Below are 22,074 nucleotides of genomic sequence, written 5' to 3' on the forward strand. Positions count from 1 at the left end.
CATTTGCCGGGACTATTGGACGCGCGAATGCTGGATATCTACAACCACCCCATGCGGCTCTACGCCGACCCTTCGCGCGTGGTGGTGCGCCCGTTTCATATCGCATGGCAGCGCAACGGTTCGGCCCCCAGCCGGACCGAACGGCTGGTGGGCGAAGTGCTGGCCATGTCGGCCCAGGAAACCCGCGCCCAGCTCGAAACCGTGCTCAAGGACTTCGAGGCGCGCCATTGGCAGACGCGCCGCGTGTTCATGACCCGCTATGACGAGATCGAGACGGTGCTCGGCCTCGACGGCAGCACGATCAGCGACGAGAAGCGCCAGCTGATCGGTGCCTATTTCTGCCACGAATACAGCTATGCCGCCGCCGCGCTGATGAACCCCAGCGCGGTGCCGCATTTCGACCAGACCGGCATGCCCGACGGATCCCTGCGCATCCTGATGTCGCTGCGCGCGGTCGGCGAAGGGCATATCTCGTCGGTCGCCTTCCGCGAAGGCATCATCACCGACGAGAACGAACTGGTGCTGGCGCCCGAGCCGCCCTTCGCCACCGCCGCCGACGCGATCGGCGAGGAGGACGAGGCGCCCGAGGGCGAGGTCACCGTCTTCCGCCACCGCGATTCGACGCTGTCGGGCACGGTGATCTTCCCGATCACGCAGGCGCAGTCGAAGGGGCTGGAGGACATGCGCCTCGTCCACTTCACCCATGACGACGGCACGTCCGAATGGCTCGGCACCTACACCGCCTATAATGGCTCGATGATCCAGTCGGAGCTGCTGCGCACCCGCGACTTCCGCGCGTTCGACCTCGTCCCGATGACTGGCAGCGCCGCGCGGAACAAGGGCATGGGCCTGTTCCCGCGCAAGGTGAACGGCCAGTACATGATGATCGGCCGGCAGGACGGCGAAAACCTGTTCCTCATCAAATCCGACACGCTGACCCATTGGGACGAGGGCGAGCTGCTGCTCAAGCCCGTCTATCCGTGGGAGCTGGTGCAGATCGGCAATTGCGGCCCGCCGATCGAGATCGACCAGGGCTGGCTGCTGCTGACCCATGGCGTCGGCGCGATGCGCAAATATGCGATCGGCGCGGTGCTGCTCGACAAGGACGATCCGTCGAGGGTGATCGGCCGCACCCGCGAACCGATCCTCGCGGCGGCGAACGAGGACCGCGAGGGCTACGTCCCCAACGTCGTCTATTCATGCGGCGCGCTGCGCCACGGCGACCGCATATTCATTCCCTATGGCGTGGCAGACAGCTCGGTAGCCTTCGCCTTCGTCACGATCGAGGCGCTGCTGGCGGCGATGTGACGCGGGGCGAGCGGGTCACGCCGTCCCTTCCATTGCAACGCACGTCATCCCAGCGCAGGCTGGGATATCCCCGTTGCAAGGGCGGTCTGCCTGCCACGGGAGATTCCAGCCTGCGCTGGAATGACGTTTGTGGACAGAAGGTAAGAACTCGCCCCTACAACCGGTGCAACGCCTGCGTCGCGCTGCCCAGCACCGCCGCCCGCGCCCGCAGGCTCGCCACCAGGAACTCGGTCTGCGCATGCAGGAACCGGCGCGGCGTCGTCCCCAGCACGGCATGGGCATCGCGCAGGAAGTGCGATGCGCTGACATAGCCCGGATCGATGTTCGAATAGTCGATCTCGCCCTTCGCCTCGATCAGCGGCACCAGCGAACGCAGGAAGCGCGACCGGATCAGCAGCGTCTTGGGCACGAAGCCGAAATGCCGCTTGCACAGTCGCCGCAGCCGCTCGGGCGACATCCCCCAGCGTTCCGCCACCTCGGCGATCGCATCGGGGGTGTCGTCGGTCACCAGCCGCGCGATCGCCCGGATCTGCTCCTCGTCCGCGGAGGGCGGACCGATCTCGTCCAGCAGGAACCGGTCGAGCGTCGGCTTCACCCCCCGTTCGTCGCGCACCGCCGACAGCGTCGCGACCAGCCGCTGCCCGAACCCCGGCGCCGCATCGTCGAGCGGCACGATCCGGTCGGCATGGCGATCCGCCCCGCCGTCGAAGAATCGCGACCAGCCCAGCGCACTGATGCCGAACCCGATCATCACCCCGCCGTTCGTGACAGTGTGGATCGCATGGCTGGTCGGCCCGAACAGACTGGCCTGCGGAAGGGATTCGCATGTGAAGCGCCCGATCGACACCGCGATCGGCCCGGCGTCCAGCGTCACGCGGACATTGGCGGTGCCCGGCAGGAACCAGTTCTCCAGTCCCGTCGCCGCCGGCCCGCTGGCGGCATAGAGGTGATAGCCGGTGATGTAATCGGCCAGCCGCGCATCGGGCTGGTCGTAGCGGATCGCCATGCCCGGCGGCATCGCGAACAGCGTGCGCGGGATGCCGGGCGTCTCGGTCCCGCCGGTTACATGCTGGATCGTCACGCCGTGCTACCCGCGGAACAATCCGCCCAGCACGCCGCGCAGCAGCCCGCCGACGACTCCGCCACCCTTCGCCCGGCCGCCGCGCGTCGTGCCGAACACCTGCTTGCCGATCTCGTTGACGACGATCCGCCCGACCGCCGACCCGGCCGACCGCGTCGCCGACTGGGTGGCGCGGCTCCACGGATTGTTCGCCGCCTCGCGTTCGGCGGCACGCGCCGCCTTTTCGTCCTCGCGCCTCGCCCGGTCGGCGTCACGCTGTTCGGCAAGGCGCTGGCGCTCGGCCTCCTTGGCGGCGCGCGCGTCTTCCCTCGCCCGGAGCGCCGCCTCCTTGTCCGCCGCGACCTGCGCCCTGGCGGCGGCAGCGGCAGCGGCGGCTTCCTCGGCCTTGGCACCCAGCAGTTCGGCCGCCGATTCGCGGTCGATCGCGGTGTCGTAGCGCTCGCCGATCGCGTCGGTCTGGGTAAGCACGCCGCGCTCGACCGGGGTGACCGGCCCGACGCGCGACCGCGGCGGGCGGATCAGCGTGCGTTCGACCGGGCTCGGCGATCCGTCGGCCTGCAACACCGACACCAGCGCCTCGCCGGTCTTCAACTCGGTGATCGCCTGCGCGACGTCCAGCTTCGGATTGGGGCGAAAGGTTTCGGCGGCGGCCCTGATCGCGCGCGCTTCCTTGGGCGTAAACGCGCGCAGCGCGTGCTGCACCCGGTTGCCAAGCTGCCCGGCGATCGCATCGGGAATGTCGATCGGGTTCTGCGTCACGAAATAGATGCCGACCCCCTTCGACCGGATCAGCCGCACGACCTGTTCGACCTTGTCGACCAGGGCGTCCGACGCATCGTCGAACAGCAGATGCGCCTCGTCGAAGAAGAAGACGAGCTTCGGCTTGTCGGGATCGCCCACCTCGGGCAGCGTCTCGAACAATTCGGACAGCAGCCACAACAGGAAGGTGGCGTAGAGCTGCGGCGACGCCATCAGCTTGTCGGCGGCGAGCACCGACACGATGCCGCGCCCGTCATCGGCGACCCGCATGAAATCGGCGAGGTCGAGCGCCGGTTCGCCGAAGAAGCGGTCGCCCCCCTGCGTCCGCAACTGCAACAGCGCGCGCTGGATCGCGCCGACCGACTGCTTGCCGACATTGCCGTATCTGGTGGTCAGTTCGTCGGCGCGCTCGGCGCAATGCGCCAGCATCGCCTGAAGATCGTCGAGGTCGAGCAGCAGCAGCCCGTCCGCGTCGGCGACGTGGAAGGCGATGTTGAGCACCCCTTCCTGCACGTCGTTCAGGTTGAGCATCCGCGCCAGCAGCAGCGGCCCCATTTCCGACACCGTCGCCCGGATCGGATGGCCGCTCTCGCCGAACAGGTCCCAGAACACGACCGGCGTGTCGCGATATTGCCAGTCGCCGTCACCGATCGCCGCGGCCCGCTCTGCAAAGGCGGCGTGCGCCTTGGCCGTCGCGCTGCCCGCCATGGCGATGCCCGACAGGTCGCCCTTCACGTCCGCCACGAACACCGGCACCCCGGCGGCGGAGAAATTCTCGGCCAGCCCCTGCAACGTCACGGTCTTGCCGGTACCGGTCGCGCCCGCGATCAACCCGTGGCGATTGGCACGTTTCAGCACCAGCGACTGGCGGAGGCCGTCTGCGGTAGCGCCGAGGAAGAGTTCGGTGTCGGTCATGGCCTGTCCCAGATCATGCACGGGATATGGACCGGGTTTCAGGTACAGGCAATCTTCGCAGCGGACGCAGGAAAAAGGGCGGTGGAATTTCCACCGCCCTCGTTGCTGTCGTTACTTGGCCTCGATGCCGATCGGCACGAACTGGGCGAATGGCGATCCGGGCAGCTGTGCGTATATCAGCACCTGCTTGGCACCACTCGCGCGTGCCTGCTGGATCGCACGGATCAGTTCGGCTTCGGTCGTGACCGGCTGGCGGTTGACGCTCTGGATCACAACGCCACGGCGCAGCCCCTTGGTCGCCGCGTCGCTGTTGGGATCGACATCGGCGACGACGACGCCGCGGATGGTCGAATCGAGCCGCAGCTGCCGCGCGATCTGCGGGGTCAGCGGCTGCACGACCAGCCCGGCGGTCGCCGCCAGGTTGGTGGTCGCCCGCGGCGTCGTCGGCGCGGTATCGGGATCGAACCGCTCGTTCTGCGCCGCCAGCTGGTCGTTGGTCGGACGCGTACCCAGCGTGACGGGGATCTGCTGCCGCTTGCCGTCGCGCAGCACGTCCAGCGTGACGCGGCTGCCCGGCGCCTCGTTGCCGACCAGATAGGTCAGCGACTGCTGGGCGGTGATCTCCTTGCCGTTGACGGTCAGGATGACGTCGCCCGGACGGACGCCGGCACGCGCCGCCGGCTCGCCCGGCGACACGCCGTTGACCAGCGCGCCGCGATCCTTGGTGATGTTCAGCGCGGCGGCGATGTCGGCGGTAATCTCCTGCTGCGTCAGGCCCAGATAGCCGCGCGAGACCGACTGCCCCTTCATCAGCTTGTCGACGATCGGCTTGGCCTGTTCGGCGGGAATCGCGAAGCCGATGCCGATATTGCCGCCGGTCGGCGACAGGATCTGCGAATTGATGCCGATGACGTTGCCCTGCATGTCGAACATCGGGCCGCCCGAATTGCCGCGGTTGATCGCGGCATCGGTCTGGATGAAGCGGTCGTACGGACCCTGCCCGACGCGGTTCAGCGCGGAGACGATGCCGGCGGTGACCGTGCCCGACTGGCCCAGCGGGTTGCCGATCGTCAGGATCCAGTCGCCGACGCGGGTCTGGCGCGAATCGCCGAAGCGCACGTACGGGAAGTTCGCGCCGTCGATCTTGAGCACCGCAAGGTCGGACAGTTCGTCGCGCCCGATCAGCCGCGCCTTGTATTCCTTCTGGTCGGCCAGCGTGACCGTGATCGATTCGACCGTCGCGCCTTCCGCACCGGCCGACACGACATGGTTGTTGGTGACGATATAGCCGTCGTTGGAGATCAGGAATCCCGACCCCAGCGACTGCGCCTCCTGCGTGCGCGGGGCCGCACCGCCGCCGCCGCCGCGACCGCCGAAGAACTGTTCGAACGGCGTGCCCGAGAACGGATTGGCCTGCTGCGCCACGGTGATGCGCTGCGTGGTCGAGATGTTGACGACCGCCGGCGACAGCCGCGCGACCATGTCGGCAAAGCTCATCGGCGCGCCCGCGCGCGGCGCGGAGATCGCATTGATCGCGCCCGGCTCGTTCTGCGCGGTCTGCGCATCCGACGGGTTGAGCGTCAGGGTGGCGGCAGCGCCGCCCAGCAAAAGTGCGGATGTAATGGCGTAGGCGTAACGCACGGTTGGATGGTCCTCTCGAATTTGGCTCACAACCCCTTCGGGGGCGAACCTGCCACTACGTTGCTGAACGCGGATTGAATGTCCGGAAGCGCCTCAGCGTTCCCGGCCACCGAATTCGCGCAGATACCCGTTCTCCGGCGACAGGATGATCGACGTCGATCCGCCCTGTCCCGGCGCCCCGGCAAAGGTGGTGCGATACGACTGCATCGCCCGCCAGAACGCATAGAAATCGGCGTCCTTGCCAAAGCTCGCGGCATAGATGCGCGCGGCTTCCGCCTCGGCATTGGCGCGTACGACCTGTGCGTCGCGCTGCCCCTGCGCCCGGATCGTCGCCGCCTCCTGTTCGCGCGCCGAGCGCATCCGCGTCAGCGCCGATTGCAGCGGGCTGCCATCGGGCAGGTCGGCATGCTTGATCCGCACGTCGACGATTTCCGCGCCATATTGCCGCGCGGTCCGCTGCAGCGCATTCTGGATATTGTCCATCACCGCACCGCGTTCGGGAGTGAGCAGCGACGCGAACGTCCGCCGGCCCAGTTCGGCGCGCAGCGCCGACGACAGCAGCGGTTCGAGCTGGTTGGCGACGCGCTCCTCGGTATTCGCGGTCGAACCGGTGGAAATCACCGCCTGCAACGGATCGACGATGCGGAACCGGGCAAAGGCGTCGACCTCCAGCCGCAGCTGGTCGGTCGACAGCACCGGCTGGTTGTTCAGCTCGATGTCGAGCACGCGCTTGTCGATCCACACCACCCGGTCGAGGAACGGGATCTTCGCGACCAGTCCCGCCCCGGTCCGCCCGAACGGCTGGTCGGCGCGATAGGGGTTGAGGATGCCGACCGGCTTCTGGAAGCGCAGGATCACCGCCTGCCGCGTTTCCGGCACGATCACCACGGTACTGAACAACAGGATGACCAGCACCAGCAGGGCGATGCCGATCCCCATCGGATTGCGTAGCGTACGGTTCATCGTGCCGCTCCCGCTGCCTGCGAGGTCTGGGGCTGCGAACCCTGTGCCTGTGGCGCCGGGGCCGGCGCCTCCGGTTCGGGCGTCGCCTGTTGCTGGCGGCGCACTTCGGGCAGCGGCAGATAGGCCTGCACGCCGGGCTGGACGATCGTCTTGTCGGCGCGGTTCAACACCTGCTCCATGGTCTCGTAATAAAGCCGCCGCCGGGTGACGTCGGGCGCCAGGCGATATTGTTCGTACAGCTTGTCGAATTCGGTCGCGTCGCCCTGTGCCCGCGCGATCACCTGCTGCGCATAGCCGCGCGAGGTGTTGAGGTTCGACTGCGCCTCCTGCTGCGCCGCCGTCACCGCCTTGAACGCGTCGTCGACCTCGGCCGGGGCCGCCGCCTTCTGGATGCTGACGCCCAGCACGCGCACGCCCGACTGATATTCGTCGAGCAGGGTCTGCATCCGCACCTGCACGTCGCTCTCGATCTCGCCGCGTCCCGATCCGATCGCCTCGGTCAGCGTCTTGCTCGCCACCGCCGCGCGCATCGCGCTCTCGGCGACGGCGCGGACGGTTTCCTGCGGGTTCTTGATCTCGAACACGTAATCTTCCGGCGACTTGATGTTCCAGCGCACCGAATAGGCGAGGTCGACGATGTTCTGGTCGCCGGTCAGCATCAGGTTCGCCTGGTTGCCGCTTGCCGGAAAGCCTTCGGTCCGGGTGTTCTGCACATCCTCCACCTGCACGCGCATGATGGGTGCGGGCAGGGTGAACTGGATGCCGGGATTGAGCGTGCCGGCATATTTTCCGAACATGGTCACGACGCCGCGTTCCTGCGGGCCGATCGAATGGAAGCTGGTGAAGGCGATCCACACCAGCACCAGCGCCGCCACCGCGGCCAGCCACAGCCGCCCGGCATTGGCCGGAAACGACGGCCCGCCGCCGGGCCCGCCGGTGCGCGCCCGCTTCAGGAAATCGTCGAGCGAGGTCGATCCGCCGATCTTGCCCCGCTTGCCCGCGGGCGGCATCGACCACGGGTTGCGCGGGCCGTCATCGCCCCCGCCACCGCCCGACCCGTTCCCGGAATCGCCGCCGCCGCCCCATGGGCCCTTGTCGCTCATCCCCAGCACCTGCGCGCGCACGCGCCGCCCCATGATCCATCGCATCTATCCTTTATAGGGGGCATCCGTCCGTTTTACAGTGGTAACGCGCTTGGGCGACGCTACATCGCCGCCATGGCTTCCGCTTCGAACCCCGCCGCCGCGCTCGATGCGCTGCTTGGCCCCGTCGCCGCCGGGCGCGCCACGGCGCGCGTGACCGGCGACCAGGCGAGCATCATCCTCGACGTCAACGGCCTGCCGCCCGCCGCGCGCGACGCGCTGGAGGCCGATGTCCGCGCCGCCGCCGCCGCCGCTCCCGGCATCGCCACCGTGCGCATCGCCCAGACCAGCGAGCGCGTCGCACAGCGCATCGTCGCGGTGGCCAGCGGCAAGGGCGGGGTCGGCAAATCGACGCTGTCGGCCAACCTCGCCATCGCGCTGGCCCGATCGGGACGCAAGGTCGGGATGGTCGACGCCGACATCTACGGCCCCTCGCAACCGCGCCTGCTGGGCGTCGAGGGGATCAAGGCCGAGGCGCACGACAAGAAACTGGTGCCGGTCGCCACCCCGTACGGCGTGCCGCTGCTGTCGATGGGACAGCTGGTGCCGGCGGGACAGGCGATCGCATGGCGCGGGCCGATGGCGGCCGGCGCGCTGACCCAGCTGGTCGACGCGCATTGGCAGGGCGCCGACACGCTGGTCGTCGACATGCCGCCGGGCACCGGCGACGTGCAGCTCACCATGATGCAGAAACACCGCCCCGCCGGCGCGGTGATCGTATCGACGCCGCAGGATCTCGCGCTGATCGACGCCACCCGCGCGATCGACCTGTTCGTGAAGGCCGGCGTGCCGATCATTGGACTGGTCGAGAACATGGCCGGCTATGTCTGCCCCCATTGCGGCGAGGCGTCCGACCCGTTCGGCAATGGCGGCGCGGAGGCGAAGGCGCAGGCGCTCGGCATCCCGTTCCTCGGCCGCGTGCCGCTGACGCTGGCGATCCGCACCGCCTCCGACGCCGGCGTGCCGCCCGCCGCCGGGAACGGTGCCGACGCCGATCCGTTCATGTCGATCGCCGCGAAGGTCGGCGACTGGCTGACGAGGAACTGACATGCTGGACGATGACGGCATCCGCACCCTGCTGACGCAAGCGCGCACCATCGCGCTGGTCGGCGCCTCGGACCGCCCCGACCGCGCCTCTTACGGCGTGATGGCGTTCCTCCAGTCGCAGGGCTACCGCGTGATCCCGGTCAATCCGCAGATCACCGGCGAGCATCTCCACGGCGAATTCGTCTTTCGCGACCTCGACCAGATCGGGGAGCCGATCGACATCGTCGACATTTTCCGCAACTCCGCCGCCGCCGGCGAGGTCGTCGACGCCGCGATCGCGGCGGGGGCGAAGGCGGTGTGGATGCAGCTGGGCGTCGTCAACGAAGCCGCCGCCGAACGCGCCGAGGCGGTGGGGTTGCAGGTGGTGATGGACCGCTGCCCGAAGATCGAAATCCCGCGGCTGGGCGTCGCGGCGGTCGGGTAGGATAAGGAGGCTATCCCTGATACCCCACCGTTCGTGCTGAGTAGGGGCTGAGCGCAGTCGAAGACCCGTATCGAAGCACCGGGTCACCCACGGTCCTTCGATACGCCCTTTCGACAAGCTCAATGGCTACTCAGGACGAACGGTTTGGGGAATCCAAAACTGATTTCGATCCGTTTGGTTCGAGCAGCTTCGAGCTTGTCGAGAAGCGGCAGTCGAGAACGGGGCCTTTGGGGCAACTACTTCTCGACTTCGGTTCTCGACAGGCTCGAAGCAAACGGAGCAGATGACTGGGACCGCCTCAAACCCGCCCGCCCAGCACCCGCGCGAACAACGCCAGCATCCACCCTGTCGCCGTCACAAACAACGCCGGGTCATAGCGCGGCCCCTCGTCGCGCAGAAACGCATGCTGCGCATTCACCTCGTGCCATGCGTAGCTGGTCCCCGCCGCCTCCAGCGCAGCCCGAATGGCTTCCCGCCCGGCATAGGGCACATGCGGGTCCTGCCGCCCCCACACGAACAGCATCTCGGCACCGATCTCCCCGATGCGCGACAAACTGTCGTCGGAGCGACCCGCGCCCAGCGTCCCCGAATGAATGTCGGTCGGATAGAAGCAGGCCGCCGCCAGGACCCGCCGATCGAGCGCCGCGCGAAAGGCGAGATGCCCGCCGAGACACACGCCCGCCACCCCGATCCGCCCCGAACACGCCGGATGCGCCGTCAGCCAGTCGATCACCCGCGTCGCGTCGGCATCGAACCCGGCCACCGGTTTGGTGAACTTCAGGTCGTTGCCGCGATCGGTGCCGTCCTTGTCATAGGCCAGCACCGTCCCCGGCGCTTCATATTCATGATACACCTCGGGCACCGCCACGACATAGCCGTGCCCGGCGATGAACGCCGCCAGCCGCCGGATCGGCGCGGTCACCTGATAGATTTCGGAATACAGCACCACGCCCGGAAACCGGCCTTCCGCGACCGGGCGAAAGACGTGGGTGCGCATCACGCCACTTGTCGCGGCGGGCAGGTCGGTGAATTCGTGCGCGTGCAGGATCATGGCTGCCCTGTGCCGGGCGCCGGTGCAGCCGGCAAGGGCGGAACCGGATCGCCCGGCGACGTCACCAGCTCCAGCCGCTGCGGCACCGTGCCCATCTCGATCCCCCCGTCGCGGAACCGGGTGAGTAGTTCGAGCAGGATGTTGCTGCGCGCGCCATAGGCGGCGCGCGGCGACGCGACATGCGCGAAGCAGTTGAACGCGATCTTGCCGTCGGTGATCGCGTCGACGAACGCCGACGGCGCCGGATCGGCCAGCACCGCCTCCTCGCGGGCGAAGGCGTCGAGCACCAGCTGCCGCACCCGCGCGGCATCGGTCCCCAGCGGCACCGAGAACTGGATCTGGATACGCCCCAGCGGACTGGCCAGCGTCTTGTTCAGCACCGACTTCGTGATGAGTTCCGAATTGGGCACGATCAGCGTCGAATGATCGGCCAGCGTGATCTCGGTCGATCGCACGCTGATGCGCTTCACGTCGCCCTCGTCGGTGCCGACGCGGATCAGGTCGCCGATCTTGATCGGCCGTTCCGCCAGCAGGATCAGGCCCGACACGAAATTCTGCGTGATCGCCTGCAACCCGAAGCCGATGCCGACCGACAATGCGGACAGCAGCAGCGCGATCCGTTCGATCCCGATGCCGAGCGACGCCAATGCCCAGATCACCGCCAGCGCGATCCCGACATAGCGCGCGACGAGGCTGACCGAATTGCGCCCGCTGCCGTCGAGGTCGGTCGCGGGCAGATACCGCCCCTCCAGCCAGCGCATGAACGCGCGCACCAGCGTCAGCCCGATCGCCAGCACCGCGACCGAGCGCAGGATCGCGCCGGGCGAGATCGTCACCCCGCCGACCTGCACCCCGCGCGCCAGATCGCCCAGCCGGGTGAACATGTCGGCGACGCCGCTGCCCCCCAGCGGCAACAGCCACAGCGCCAGCGCCAGCACCGCCAGCAGCACGCGCAGCACGCCCGACAGCAGCACCCCGAACTGGTCGACCGTCCCGCCGCGCAGCCCCAGCCCCCGGGTCAGCGCCTGCCCCAGCCGGCTGCCGCGTTCGAACACCGACGTCGCCACGTCGTCGATCGCGACCAGCACGATATAGACCGCCGCGCCCAGCACCAGCGTCCACGCCGCCATCTGCCCGACCGACAGGCTGAACCCGATATAGCCCGCCGCCAGCGCCAGCAGCGCGACCCCGGCAATGCCCCACGCGAACAGCGTGATCGCCGCCAGCCCGGTCTGCGCCGGGGCATCGTCGGCCGTATTCGCCTCGGCGCGCATCCGGCCCAGCGCGAACAGGCCGCCGGCGATCAGCAGGATATGCGCCAGCGCCTCCAGCGCGGCGGTGGCGGCACGCGCGGCGGCGCTGGTCCCGATCGCGACATTGGCGGCATCGAGCGCGATGGCCGCCCCCGCCAGCAGCGCGAGCAGGAACGAATAGGGCCGCAACCGGCTGGCCACGGCATCGCCGATCGGCGCGATCCTCCAGCTGGGACTGCCGCGCATCAGCACCGCGCCCAGCACCGAGCTGGAAAAGGCGGCGATGCCGACCGCCACCCACCACTGGTTCAGCATCATGTCCCAGCCCGGCGCGACCCACCCCGCCCAGCGCAGCCCGGTCAGCAGCGCCGCGGCGGCCAGCGGCGGCGCCAGCGTGCCGACCACCACCCGGCCCAGCGCGTTGGCCGAACGCCGCACCCGGCGGCCCGGCGCACCCTCGATCAGCAGCCGCTGCGCCGCCCGCCCCGCCGCCAGCCGCGCCGGCCCCAGCAACAGGATCGCAACCGCGAAGCCCAGCAGCGCGGGCCATATCCGCCCCGGCGCGGCGCCGCCGATCGCGTCGACCCCGGCGGCGACGAAGCGTTCGACGCGGTGGACGTCGCGCGGCACGGCGCGCAGGATCGCGCTCCAGAACGCCGGGGTCAGCGGCGAATTGCCGCGCCCGAACCATTTCTGGCTCAGCTCGGCCGCCTGCCCCTCCTGAATCTCGTCGATCAGCTGCTGGGCCTCGACCGACAGCAGCTTGGCACGCTTGGTCGCCGAATCCAGCGCGGTGCGCTGCCTCGCCAGCGCGGTGCGCTCGTCGCGGATCGCCGGGTCCTCGCCCGACGCCGCCGGGCCCAGCTGCGCCAGCCGCGCATCGATCCGCGCGAGGTCGCCGGTCAGCTGCTGCGCGGCGTCGAGCGTCGTCGCGCGCACCGCCTGCGCCCGGCTGCGCAGGTCGTCGCGCTGCCCGCGTTCCAGCCGCGCGTCCAGCGCGCCGTCGACCAGCCCCAGCTCGCTGGTCGCCTTGTCGAGCTGCGCGGCCTGGTCGGGCGCGCCGCCCGCCTGCGCGAAGGCGGGAACCGCCGCCACGATCAGCAGCAGCGACGACAGGCTACGGAGCAGCGACCGGATCATCGCCCCCGCCTATCGTGCTTCGACTACGACGACAAGAATCGCCCCCATGGCGATCCGCCCGGACCGGCGTTACAGGAGGCGATGCTTCGTATCGCCGAACTGAAATTGCCGCTGAACCATCCCGAGGAAGCGCTGGCGGCCGCGATCCGCGAACGGTTGCGGATCACCCCGCGCGACCTCGTCCGCTACACCATCGCGCGCCGCGCGCACGATGCCCGCGACAAGGACGATATCCAGCTCGTCTATTCGGTCGACGTGACGGTGAAGAACGAGGGGCAGGTGCTCGCCCGCACCCGCCGCGACCGCAATGTCGGGCCGACGCCCGATACCGGTTACCGCCTCGTCGCGAAGATGCCGGCCGACTATGCCGGCCCGCGCCCGATCGTCGTCGGCGCCGGCCCGTGCGGGCTGTTCGCCGGCCTCATCCTCGCGCAGATGGGGTTTCGCCCGATCATCCTCGACCGCGGCAAGGTGGTGCGCGAACGAACGCAGGACACGTGGGGCCTGTGGCGCCGCAGCGAGCTGAACCCCGAATCGAACGTGCAGTTCGGCGAAGGGGGTGCCGGCACCTTTTCCGACGGCAAGCTGTGGAGCCAGATCAAGGATCCGCGCCATCTGGGCCGCAAGGTGCTGACCGAATTCGTGAAGGCCGGCGCGCCGCCGGAAATCCTGACCGAGGCGCATCCGCATATCGGCACCTTCCGCCTCGTGCAGATGGTCGAATCGATGCGCGCGACCGTCGAGGAACTGGGCGGCGAATATCGCTTCTCGCACCGGGTCGACGATCTGGAACTGGAGGAGCGCGCCGACGGTACGCGGCGGTTGACCGGGCTGAGGCTGTCGACCGGCGAGACGCTGGCGGCGGACGGTCCGGTCGTGCTGGCGCTGGGGCACAGCGCACGCGACACGTTCCACATGCTCCACGACCGCGGCGTCGCGCTGGAGGCGAAGCCGTTCTCGATCGGGGTGCGGGTCGAACATCCGCAAAGCTGGATCGACAACGCCCGCTTCGGCGCGTGCGCCGGCCATCCCGACCTCGGGGCGGCGGCCTATACGCTGTCGCACCACTGCGCCAACCAGCGCACCGTCTACAGCTTCTGCATGTGTCCCGGCGGCACCGTCGTCGCCGCGACCTCCGAACCCGGCCGCGTCGCGACCAACGGCATGAGCCAGTATTCGCGCAACGAACGCAACGCCAATTCCGGCATCGTCGTCGGCATCGACCCGGCGCGCGACTATCCCGGCCATCCGCTGGCCGGCATCGCGTTCCAGCGCCATTGGGAAGAGCGCGCCTATGTCGCGGGCGGCGGCGACTACCACGCGCCGGCGCAGCTCGTCGGCGACTTCCTCGCCGGCCGGCCCTCGACGGCTTTGCGCAGCGTGATCCCGTCCTACCGCCCCGGCGTACACCCGACCGACCTCGGCACCTGCCTGCCGGAATTCGCGGTTACGGCGATGCGCGAGGCGCTGGTCGCGTTCGGGCGGACGATCCCGGGCTACGACCATCCGGATGCGGTGATGACCGGCGTCGAGACCCGGACGTCGTCCCCGGTGCGCATCACGCGCGGCGAGGATTTCCAGAGCATCAATACCGCCAACCTGTTTCCTGCGGGCGAAGGCGCGGGCTATGCCGGCGGCATCCTGTCGGCGGCGGTCGACGGGATCAAGGTCGCCGAGGCGGCGGCCCGCGCCATGATCGCGGCCTGAACGGCCGTTCGCAGATGCGTCGAGACGGATTGCGCGGCACCCGAACTCGCGCTTTCGTGCGTTTTCGAACAACCCCGACGCATCAGGCGATCGGCATGACCGGCGCGGCGGCCGACAGCAGGACGGCGGAAACGAACAGTGCCCCGAAAACGGCGGCGACATGCTGGCGAAGGGCTGGGGTACGGATCATGGGGTCACTCCCTGTTACCGTGCGAACCATCTCGCCGGCTATGCCAGGAGCTTTGCAGGGGGCGTGCCAGTTGATTAAGTTTGTGTTTTAACAGGCATTTTCAAACCGGAGATATCCGGATTGGTAAGATTTACCGGTACGAACCACCACGGATCAGCAAATTTCGCCAATCATCCGGTCGCGTCCCTGCCGCTTCGCCGCATACAGCAGCGCATCGGCACGGGCGATCGCATCGCGCAGCGCTTCGCCGGGCAGGATCGTCACCAGTCCGGCCGACAGGGTGATGCCCTGGATCAGCGTATCGCTTTCGCGCAGCCGATAGCGCCGCTCGCCGACCGCCCGCCGCGCCTGTTCGAGCAGCGCCTGCGCGTCGGCGGCGTCGATTCCGCCCAGCAGCAGCGCGAATTCCTCGCCGCCATATCGCGCGACCAGATGCCCCGCGCATTCGCGCGCCAGCGTGCCGGCGATCGCCTTGAGCACCCGGTCGCCGACCGGATGGCCGTGCTGGTCGTTGACCGTCTTGAAATGGTCGACGTCGCACATCGCGACATGGAACGGTCCGTCCTCGCGGTTGTCGAGCGCTTCCTCGAACGCGCGACGGTTGGGCAGGGCGGTCAGCGGGTCGCGCCGGGCATCGTCGTGCGCCTCGGCCAGCTGGCGGCGCAGGTCGCTCGCCTCGCGCGTCGCCTGTTCCAGTCGCGCCTCGGCGATCTCGACCCGGGCGCGCATCGCCGCGGCGATCCGCGCCAGTTCGGAGCCGGGAATGTCGGTGCCGGCGGCGGGTGCCGACCGGCGCAGCGCGTCTTCGCTCGCCGCGAGATCGCGACCGAAATCGCGCGTTTCGCTGCGCATCGCCGATACCATCGTCTCGAACCCGGCGACCTGCCGCCGGGTTTCGACCACCAGCGCCGCGGCGACCGCGGCGGCCTCCACCGCCGGATCGACCGGTTCGGCCGGGCGGGCGGGATCGACCAGCATGGCGACGACCGGCGGGAAGGGATCGGGCTGGATCGTCGATGCCACGGTTACCGGTGCATGAGCCGCCCCCTCGATCAGGATGCCCAGCGCCTCGACCTCGCCGCTGGTCAGGCGGATGCCGCCATCGGTCCGCCGCGCGACCTCCTGCGCCAGCGGCCCCGCCGGATCGTGCATCACGGCATAGGCAAAGCTGTAGTTGAGCGGCGTCGGCTCCAGCCGCTGGTCCTCGAGAAAGGCGAGGATCGCGTGGATCAGGCCGCCCGCGACCGATACCTGCCCCTCGCCGATCTTTTCGATATACACGCCGTCCTCCGCCGCCCTTCTGCGCGCCCCGCACAGGTTGATGACGCCGGACTAATCCCGCGAGTGCTAAAATCGCGTTGCGACGACGTTAATCCCCCATCCACGATTGGCGGACGGCGGTCAGCGGGGGGCGGCGAGCCCGCGCACCGCCGCCAGCGTGGTCCGCACATGGTCCGCCGGGTTCATGTCCGAATGGACGAACGCGATCCGTCCCGTCCGGTCAATGACATAGCTGGTGCGGGTGGTCATGGTGCGTGCCTTGCCATCGGTGCCCGCCGGCCGGTTCAGCGCCACGTCGAACCCCTCGATCACGCGCGGCGTGGCGCTGGCGACGGCGAAGCGGCCCGCACAATGGGCCTTGGAAAATTCCTGCAATTTGTCGATTCCGTCGGCGGACATGCCGATCACGGTCGCACCCGCCGCCTTGAAGTCGTCGACCGCGTCGGCGAACGCCTTCGCTTCGGCATTGCAGCCGCCGGTGAACGCCGCCGGGAAGAAGTACAGGACCACCGGCCCCTTGCGCAGCTGCGAGCGCAGGTTGAGCGTGAACGCCTTGCCCCCGATCGCCGCCCGGGTGGTGAAATCGGGTGCCCGTGCCCCCGGTGCCAGCGCGGCGGACAGCGGGGCGGCGAACGGCAGGGTCAGGGCGGCGGCGAACAGGGCGATACGCATCGGCGGTTCCTTAGATCGAAAGTCGCCGCACCCTACCAGCTTCGGTGACCCGCGCCAGCGGATGTACGTCAACGGGTAAAGGCGATCCCCAGCCGCGCCGACGAACTGCGCAGCGCGTAATCGTCGATCGCCTCGCCATAGCCGGTGAACGCCTGTCCGAAGAGGTAGAAGCCGGTGCCCGCCCCGATTCGCGCCAGCGGATAGGACAGGTACAGCTCGCCCGCCCGCCGCTGTCCGGTCGGGTTGCGCAGCGTCGCGGCGACGCGCAGCCCGTCGACCTGCCCGATCGCCGCCCCCAGCGACATGTTGCCCCAATACCGGTCGAGGTCGCGATAGCCGGTGCCGACATAGGTCCACAGCCTGGGCGTCGCCTCCACCTGCCAGCCATCGCCGACCGGCAGCGTGTAGGTCACCGCGGCGAAGAGGCGGTTCACGTCGATCGACCCGGCATCGCGCCCGTTCGAATCATGCGCATAGCCGCCGCCCGCCACGATCCGGTCGGTGACGCGGCGCTGATAATAGACCTCGGGGCTGTAGTTGGTGCTGCGGAACGGCCCCGACGACCGGTCGATCGCCCAGAACATCGTCTGCGTCCACGCAAGGCGCACATCGTCGAGCAGCCCCGCCCCGTCGAACGGGCGGAAGGCGAGGCTGACCTGCAGCTTCGCCCCGTCCGATCCCGTCCCGAACGCGCCATAGATCGGCTCGTGCGCCTCGAAGCGGTCGAGCAGCCCCGCCCGGCTCCCCTGCGCGGTGGCGACCTGCGTCTCGCCCGCCGGTGTCGGCCGAACCGGCGCGCCGGTCGCGGCCTGCTGCACCGGAACGATGCGATAGCGCAGCTTCGCGAAGCCGCCCGGCGCGATCCGGGTCGGGGCGGCGTCGACCGGCTCGATCCGGAGCGTGGCGCGATCGGCGGTCACCACCTCCATCGCTCTCGGTTCGGCGTCGGCGGGCGTCGTCCCTTCGTTCAGCACGAAGACGCTCACCCCCGCCTCGGCAGCGGCGGCGGAGGCCGGCGGTTCGGCGACGATGCGCAGTTGCGGTTGCGCGGCGAGCAGCAGGGCGAGGGCGATCATGCCCCTGCATGTGCCAGCCATTCGCGACGATCGCGAGCATCGTTTGCGCTTTGGCGGTCGCTCCGCCTATCTGACGCCGATCCCCAGCCAGAGGCCCGCTCATGCCCGTCACCGCCGCCGACCTGACCCTTGCCGCCCTGCTGGCCGATGCCGCCGGCGCGGCGATCCGCCCGCGCTTCCGCAACAGCCTTGGCCTCGAGATCAAGGACGACGCCTCGCCCGTCACCCTTGCCGACCGCGAGGCGGAGGCGGCGATGCGCCGCATCCTCGAACGCGAACGCCCGGCGGACGGCATTCAGGGCGAGGAATATGGCGTGCGCGAGGGGACCAGCGGCCGCGTGTGGGTGCTCGACCCGATCGACGGCACGCGGTCGTTCATCGCCGGCCGGCCGATCTTCGGCACGCTGATCGCGCTGGTCGAGGATGGCTGGCCGGTGCTGGGCGTCATCGACCAGCCGATCCTGCACGAGCGCTGGGTCGGCGCGGTCGGGCGGGCGACGACCTTCAACGGCCAGCCGGCACGGACCCGCCGCTGCCGCACCCTTGCCGATGCGCTGCTGGCGACGACCAGCCCGGCGCTGTTCGACGACGGCCAGCTCCACGGGTTCGAACATGTCGAGGCGAAGGTGCAGTCGACCGTGCTGGGCGGCGACTGCTATTCCTATGGCACGCTCGCGTCGGGCCATATCGACCTGGTGGTCGAGGCCGGGCTGAAGCTCCACGATTTCGCCGCGCTGGTGCCGGTGGTCGAGGGGGCGGGCGGCACGATGAGCGACTGGTCGGGCGACCCGCTCCACGCCGGCAGCATCGGCGAGGTCATCGCGCTGGGCGATGCGGCGCGACTCGAGGATGTCGTCGAACTGCTCGGGTGTCGCGACCACTGACCATTTTCTTCGCAACCGGGGCGGGTGCGCATCGTTGGGGATGCACGTCACCCATCAAGCGAAGGAATACCCATGGGACTGTTTTCCAAGGACATCGCGACGCTCGACGACCTGTTCGTCCACCAGTTGCAGGACGTCTATTACGCCGAGAACCAGATCCTCAAGGCGCTACCCAGGATGATCGAGAAGGCGACCGATCCCGAGCTGAAGGCCGGGTTCGAACAGCATCTGGGCGAGACCGAAGGCCAGATCCGCCGGCTGGAGCAGGTGTTCCAGCTGCATGGCGCGACCAAGAAGGCGGTGACCTGCCCGGCGATCGACGGCATTATCAAAGAAGCGAACGAGGTCGCGGGCGAGATCGCCGACAAGAAGGTGCTCGACGCGGCGCTGATCGCCTCGGCGCAGGCGGTCGAGCATTATGAGATCACGCGCTACGGCACGCTGATCGCATGGGCGCGCCAGCTGGGCCGCGAGGATTGCGCCGCGCTGCTCGCCGAAACGCTGGCCGAGGAACGCGCGACCGACGAAAAGCTGACGACGATGGCCGAGCACAAGGTCAATGCGCAGGCCGAACTGGCCGAGGCGTAACGCCCGGGCGGGGCGGCGTGGTGCCGCCCCGTTCTTGTGCATGCAACATGGAAACGTCACCCCAGCGAAGGCTGGGGTCTCCATCGGCTCCTGCTGCGCGCTACCACCGGGAGATCCCGGTCTTCGCCGGGATAACGCCCGTTTCCATACGGATGGATCAAACCCTATCCCGTCGGCGCCGACAGGATCGTGCGCGGCTTGCGGGTGCAATATTGTTGCGACCCCAGCAGCCCGCATTGCCGGCCGTCCTGCTTCAGCCCGTCCGCCTTGCGATCGAACGCCGGTTCGTCGTCGTCGCCCAGCCGGAAACGCTCGCTGCGCCGTTCGGGGCAGCCCAGGGCGCGCGGCGTCAGCACGCAATTTACCGGATCGGCGACCCCCAGCTTCGTCGGCGCGGGCGCCGCCTGCACCATCAGCAGCAGCAACAGTGCGGACATAAGGCTTCCCCCCTGCAAGTACCGTTCGTTCCGAACGATCCTGCCCGCCATAGGTTGCCCGGCGGTTACCGCGCCAGCGGCCGCGCCCGGCCGACGGTCCCGCCGCGTCTGGTCGAGCCGGTGACGCCGACGAAGCCGCAGCCTTGCAGGAACGCTCCCGTGCCGCACGACGCCGTCGGCACCGCCAGCAACCGTTCGCGCTCGCCCGCCGCGTCGACCGCCTTCGGATCGCCCTCGACCGGCGGCAGGACCAGCGGCGCGCGGTAACGGTCGGCGTTCCGCGCCGCGCATACCACGATCTCGTCGGCCTCGGCATCGCTGCGGCACGGCTGGACGACCTGCGTCGCCGCACGGGCGCGGGCGATCATCGCCGTCGCGGCGGTCGCGTCCTGCGCCATCGCCAATAGCAGCATCCATGCCGTCATGCCTGTGCCTTCCGGGAACGATAGGCGCCACTTATCCTACGAGGCGACTTGCCCGGCAAGACCATGTCGCCTATCGCGCGTTTAATCCGTTTAACGGCTAGGAGCTTCGACCCATGCAGCCTGTCAGCAACACCCTCGACCGCGTGCTCGTCCTCGAAATGGTGCGCGTCACCGAAGCGGCGGCGATCGCCGCATCGACGCTGGTCGGGCGGGGCGACGAAAAGGCTGCCGACGCCGCCGCGGTAGAGGCGATGCGCGCCGCGCTGAACGAGCTCTACATGGACGGCACCGTCGTGATCGGCGAGGGCGAGCGCGACGAGGCGCCGATGCTGTTCATCGGCGAGAAGGTCGGCATCGGCAAGGGACCGGAGATCGACATCGCGCTCGACCCGCTGGAGGGCACCACCATCTGCGCCACCGCCGGTCCGAACAGCCTCGCGGTACTGGCGATCGCCGAAAAGGGCGGCCTGCTGAACGCCCCCGACGTGTATATGGACAAGATCGCCTGCGGTCCGGGCTATCCGGACGGGATCATCGATCTCGACCGGTCGCCGACCGAGAACGTCACCGCCATCGCGAAGGCCAAGGGCGTCGACCCGCACGACATCATCGTCTGCGTCCTCAACCGCCCGCGCCACGAGGCGATGATCGCCGAGTTGCGCGCGGTCGGCTGCGGCGTGATGCTGATCGGCGACGGCGACGTCGCGGGCGTCATCGCGACCAGCGACCCGGCCACCACCATCGACCTGTATATGGGTCAGGGCGGCGCGCCCGAGGGCGTGCTGGCCGCCGCGGCGCTGCGCTGCGTCGGCGGGCAGTTCAAGGGGCGGTTGCTGTTCCGCAACGACGACGAACGCGCCCGTGCGGCGAAATGGGGCGTCACCGACCTCGACAAGCAGTACGACCTGACCGAACTGGCGCGCGGCGACTGCATCTTCGCCGCGACCGGCGTCACCGACGGCTCGCTGCTCGCCGGCGTCAAGCGCCTCGCCGGCAAGATGACCACGGAAAGCGTCGTGATGCGCGCCAGCTCGGGCACGGTGCGCTGGGTGAAGGGCGAGCATCGGCTGTAAGGGTCGGGAGCGAGCCCCACGGACGCCGTACCCCCGCGAAGGCGGGGGTCCAGGGCCACGAACGCAACGCTGCGGGTGAAGCCCTGGACCCCGGACTGCGCCGGGGTACGCTAATTGCGTAGCGCGACGCTCCAACTTCCGTCATCCCCGCGCAGGCGGGGATCAATGGACGCCAAGGGTCGCGACCCCTGCACAGACGGCGGCGCATATGGATTCCCGCCTGCGCGGGAATGACGACGTCGGGGAAGGTGCGAGCCGAGCGTTACGGCGCGCCCCACGCAACCCGCGGGTTCACCCCGCGTTCAATGGCGCGAACCTACCCCGACTGCATGACCTGGAGACGTCCCATCCGCCCGATCGCCCTCGCGCTCGCCCCCGTGCTCGCTTTCTCCGCGTCGGTCGCGCTGCATGCGCAGGCACCGCAGAACGACCTCGCGTCGGTCCAGCGCCATCTGGCCGCGACGCAGACGATGACCGCCGATTTCACCCAGACCGACCGCAACGGGCGCGTCCTGTCGGGACAGCTCACGCTGAAGAAGCCGGGCAAGATCCGTTTCCAGTATGAAAAGAACGTGCCGATCCTGCTCGTGTCGGACGGCAAGTCGCTCTACTTCCTCGACTATCAGGTCGGACAGAAGCAGCGCTGGCCGATCGGCAATTCGCCGCTCGGCATCCTGCTCAACCCCGAACGCGATGCGTCGAAATTCGCGCGGGTCGTGCCGTCGAACGATCCGCGCATCGTCAGCGTCGAGGCGTACGACCCGAAGCGTCCCGAGTATGGCCGGATCACGATGATCTTCGCCCGCCAGCCCTCCGCCCCCGCCGGGCTGATGCTGCAAGGCTGGGTCGCGCTCGATGCGCAGGCGAACCGGACGACGGTGCGGCTGACCAACCAGCGCTTCAACGTGCCCGTCGCCGACAGCGCGTTCCGCTTCAACGAACCGCGCCGCGTCCGGCGCTGACGATCCGTGGTCGGAATGCGACCAATCGAATACGGAATTTCAAGAAAACCGTATG

20 protein-coding genes are annotated in these 22,074 nt (G+C 69.0%); 8 read left to right on the forward strand and 12 right to left on the reverse strand.

Annotated elements, in window-relative coordinates; all coding sequences use genetic code 11:
- Window positions 1-27: 27 nt before the first annotated feature.
- A complete protein-coding gene (locus QLH51_RS00230) occupies window positions 28-1,308 on the forward strand; it encodes a glycoside hydrolase family 130 protein (protein WP_125654982.1) in 1,281 nt (426 codons plus the stop codon).
- 154 nt (window positions 1,309-1,462) lie between these two features.
- Here the strand turns inward: QLH51_RS00230 and QLH51_RS00235 are convergent, their stop codons facing one another.
- The 5 genes from QLH51_RS00235 to hflK form a co-directional block, all read right to left on the reverse strand.
- The gene (locus tag QLH51_RS00235; RefSeq protein ID WP_125654980.1) at window positions 1,463-2,389 is read right to left on the reverse strand and encodes a helix-turn-helix domain-containing protein; all 927 of its coding nucleotides are present in this window, start codon (window positions 2,387-2,389) and stop codon (window positions 1,463-1,465) included.
- Between the two features lie 6 nt (window positions 2,390-2,395).
- Window positions 2,396-4,063 (reverse strand): helicase HerA-like domain-containing protein, encoded by a 1,668-nt coding sequence (locus QLH51_RS00240; RefSeq protein WP_125654978.1) that lies wholly within the window; start codon window positions 4,061-4,063, stop codon window positions 2,396-2,398.
- Window positions 4,064-4,174: 111 nt separating this feature from the next.
- Complete coding sequence (locus QLH51_RS00245; protein WP_125654976.1) at window positions 4,175-5,704, reverse strand: Do family serine endopeptidase; 1,530 nt, start codon at window positions 5,702-5,704, stop codon at window positions 4,175-4,177.
- Window positions 5,705-5,797: 93 nt separating this feature from the next.
- Window positions 5,798-6,667 carry a protease modulator HflC gene (hflC, locus tag QLH51_RS00250; RefSeq protein WP_125654974.1) on the reverse strand — a complete coding sequence of 290 codons (870 nt, stop codon included), beginning with the start codon at window positions 6,665-6,667 and terminating at the stop codon, window positions 5,798-5,800.
- Window positions 6,664-7,815, reverse strand: coding sequence for a protease modulator HflK (gene hflK / locus QLH51_RS00255; RefSeq protein ID WP_125654972.1), 1,152 nt, complete (start codon window positions 7,813-7,815; stop codon window positions 6,664-6,666). Before hflK ends, hflC begins: the two co-directional genes overlap by 4 nt.
- Before the next feature lie 69 nt (window positions 7,816-7,884).
- Between hflK and QLH51_RS00260 the strand changes: the two genes are divergently transcribed.
- Window positions 7,885-8,856 (forward strand): Mrp/NBP35 family ATP-binding protein, encoded by a 972-nt coding sequence (locus tag QLH51_RS00260; RefSeq protein ID WP_125654970.1) that lies wholly within the window; start codon window positions 7,885-7,887, stop codon window positions 8,854-8,856.
- 1 nt (window position 8,857) lies between these two features.
- Window positions 8,858-9,280, forward strand: coding sequence for a CoA-binding protein (locus tag QLH51_RS00265; RefSeq protein ID WP_125654968.1), 423 nt, complete (start codon window positions 8,858-8,860; stop codon window positions 9,278-9,280).
- Between the two features lie 298 nt (window positions 9,281-9,578).
- On the opposite strand, the gene QLH51_RS00270 is transcribed toward QLH51_RS00265, so the two are convergent.
- Entirely contained in the window at window positions 9,579-10,331 is a 753-nt protein-coding gene (locus tag QLH51_RS00270; RefSeq protein WP_125654966.1) for a dienelactone hydrolase family protein, read from the reverse strand.
- On the reverse strand, window positions 10,328-12,724 hold the full coding sequence (locus tag QLH51_RS00275) for a DUF3772 domain-containing protein (RefSeq protein WP_125654964.1): 2,397 nt from the start codon (window positions 12,722-12,724) through the stop codon (window positions 10,328-10,330). The genes QLH51_RS00270 and QLH51_RS00275 overlap by 4 nt, the downstream gene beginning before the upstream one ends.
- Before the next feature lie 81 nt (window positions 12,725-12,805).
- Between QLH51_RS00275 and QLH51_RS00280 the strand changes: the two genes are divergently transcribed.
- The gene (locus tag QLH51_RS00280) at window positions 12,806-14,431 is read left to right on the forward strand and encodes an NAD(P)/FAD-dependent oxidoreductase (protein WP_125654962.1); all 1,626 of its coding nucleotides are present in this window, start codon (window positions 12,806-12,808) and stop codon (window positions 14,429-14,431) included.
- 343 nt (window positions 14,432-14,774) lie between these two features.
- Here the strand turns inward: QLH51_RS00280 and QLH51_RS00285 are convergent, their stop codons facing one another.
- The 3 genes from QLH51_RS00285 to QLH51_RS00295 all read right to left on the reverse strand — a co-directional run bounded on the left by QLH51_RS00285 (window position 14,775) and on the right by QLH51_RS00295 (window position 17,650).
- Window positions 14,775-15,902, reverse strand: coding sequence for a GGDEF domain-containing protein (locus tag QLH51_RS00285; RefSeq protein WP_125654960.1), 1,128 nt, complete (start codon window positions 15,900-15,902; stop codon window positions 14,775-14,777).
- Between the two features lie 120 nt (window positions 15,903-16,022).
- The gene (locus QLH51_RS00290) at window positions 16,023-16,574 is read right to left on the reverse strand and encodes a peroxiredoxin (RefSeq protein ID WP_125654958.1); all 552 of its coding nucleotides are present in this window, start codon (window positions 16,572-16,574) and stop codon (window positions 16,023-16,025) included.
- Between the two features lie 68 nt (window positions 16,575-16,642).
- Complete coding sequence (locus tag QLH51_RS00295) at window positions 16,643-17,650, reverse strand: phospholipase A (RefSeq protein ID WP_125654956.1); 1,008 nt, start codon at window positions 17,648-17,650, stop codon at window positions 16,643-16,645.
- A gap of 101 nt (window positions 17,651-17,751) precedes the next feature.
- Here QLH51_RS00295 and hisN point away from each other — a divergent pair, with 101 nt between their 5' ends.
- Entirely contained in the window at window positions 17,752-18,534 is a 783-nt protein-coding gene (gene hisN, locus QLH51_RS00300; protein ID WP_125654954.1) for a histidinol-phosphatase, read from the forward strand.
- A gap of 72 nt (window positions 18,535-18,606) precedes the next feature.
- Window positions 18,607-19,122 carry a YciE/YciF ferroxidase family protein gene (locus tag QLH51_RS00305; RefSeq protein ID WP_125654952.1) on the forward strand — a complete coding sequence of 172 codons (516 nt, stop codon included), beginning with the start codon at window positions 18,607-18,609 and terminating at the stop codon, window positions 19,120-19,122.
- 164 nt (window positions 19,123-19,286) lie between these two features.
- On the opposite strand, the gene QLH51_RS00310 is transcribed toward QLH51_RS00305, so the two are convergent.
- Window positions 19,287-19,559 (reverse strand): hypothetical protein, encoded by a 273-nt coding sequence (locus tag QLH51_RS00310; protein WP_125654950.1) that lies wholly within the window; start codon window positions 19,557-19,559, stop codon window positions 19,287-19,289.
- Window positions 19,560-19,624: 65 nt separating this feature from the next.
- Entirely contained in the window at window positions 19,625-19,984 is a 360-nt protein-coding gene (locus QLH51_RS00315) for a hypothetical protein (RefSeq protein ID WP_125654948.1), read from the reverse strand.
- Window positions 19,985-20,097: 113 nt separating this feature from the next.
- On the opposite strand from QLH51_RS00315, the gene glpX reads away from it, so the two are divergent.
- The gene (gene glpX, locus QLH51_RS00320; RefSeq protein WP_125654946.1) at window positions 20,098-21,057 is read left to right on the forward strand and encodes a class II fructose-bisphosphatase; all 960 of its coding nucleotides are present in this window, start codon (window positions 20,098-20,100) and stop codon (window positions 21,055-21,057) included.
- Between the two features lie 329 nt (window positions 21,058-21,386).
- Window positions 21,387-22,019, forward strand: coding sequence for a LolA family protein (locus tag QLH51_RS00325; RefSeq protein WP_206428829.1), 633 nt, complete (start codon window positions 21,387-21,389; stop codon window positions 22,017-22,019).
- Window positions 22,020-22,074 lie beyond the last annotated feature (55 nt).

Source organism: Sphingomonas sp. 2R-10 (assembly GCF_030062225.1).
Lineage (GTDB): Bacteria > Pseudomonadota > Alphaproteobacteria > Sphingomonadales > Sphingomonadaceae > Sphingomonas.

Excerpts from the sequence above, each read along its gene's own strand:
- QLH51_RS00315 (WP_125654948.1), bottom strand. The coding sequence starts at position 19,984 with ATGACGGCATGGATGCTGCTATTGGCGATGGCGCAGGACGCGACCGCC.
- QLH51_RS00265 (WP_125654968.1), top strand. The coding sequence starts at position 8,858 with ATGCTGGACGATGACGGCATCCGCACCCTGCTGACGCAAGCGCGCACC.
- QLH51_RS00290 (WP_125654958.1), bottom strand. The coding sequence starts at position 16,574 with ATGCGTATCGCCCTGTTCGCCGCCGCCCTGACCCTGCCGTTCGCCGCC.
- QLH51_RS00240 (WP_125654978.1), bottom strand. The coding sequence starts at position 4,063 with ATGACCGACACCGAACTCTTCCTCGGCGCTACCGCAGACGGCCTCCGC.
- QLH51_RS00325 (WP_206428829.1), top strand. The coding sequence starts at position 21,387 with ATGACCTGGAGACGTCCCATCCGCCCGATCGCCCTCGCGCTCGCCCCC.
- QLH51_RS00280 (WP_125654962.1), top strand. The coding sequence starts at position 12,806 with ATGCTTCGTATCGCCGAACTGAAATTGCCGCTGAACCATCCCGAGGAA.
- hisN (WP_125654954.1), top strand. The coding sequence starts at position 17,752 with ATGCCCGTCACCGCCGCCGACCTGACCCTTGCCGCCCTGCTGGCCGAT.
- QLH51_RS00270 (WP_125654966.1), bottom strand. The coding sequence starts at position 10,331 with ATGATCCTGCACGCGCACGAATTCACCGACCTGCCCGCCGCGACAAGT.
- QLH51_RS00305 (WP_125654952.1), top strand. The coding sequence starts at position 18,607 with ATGGGACTGTTTTCCAAGGACATCGCGACGCTCGACGACCTGTTCGTC.
- QLH51_RS00260 (WP_125654970.1), top strand. The coding sequence starts at position 7,885 with ATGGCTTCCGCTTCGAACCCCGCCGCCGCGCTCGATGCGCTGCTTGGC.
- QLH51_RS00295 (WP_125654956.1), bottom strand. The coding sequence starts at position 17,650 with ATGATCGCCCTCGCCCTGCTGCTCGCCGCGCAACCGCAACTGCGCATC.
- glpX (WP_125654946.1), top strand. The coding sequence starts at position 20,098 with ATGCAGCCTGTCAGCAACACCCTCGACCGCGTGCTCGTCCTCGAAATG.
- QLH51_RS00275 (WP_125654964.1), bottom strand. The coding sequence starts at position 12,724 with ATGATCCGGTCGCTGCTCCGTAGCCTGTCGTCGCTGCTGCTGATCGTG.
- QLH51_RS00310 (WP_125654950.1), bottom strand. The coding sequence starts at position 19,559 with ATGTCCGCACTGTTGCTGCTGCTGATGGTGCAGGCGGCGCCCGCGCCG.
- hflK (WP_125654972.1), bottom strand. The coding sequence starts at position 7,815 with ATGCGATGGATCATGGGGCGGCGCGTGCGCGCGCAGGTGCTGGGGATG.
- QLH51_RS00230 (WP_125654982.1), top strand. The coding sequence starts at position 28 with ATGCTGGATATCTACAACCACCCCATGCGGCTCTACGCCGACCCTTCG.
- hflC (WP_125654974.1), bottom strand. The coding sequence starts at position 6,667 with ATGAACCGTACGCTACGCAATCCGATGGGGATCGGCATCGCCCTGCTG.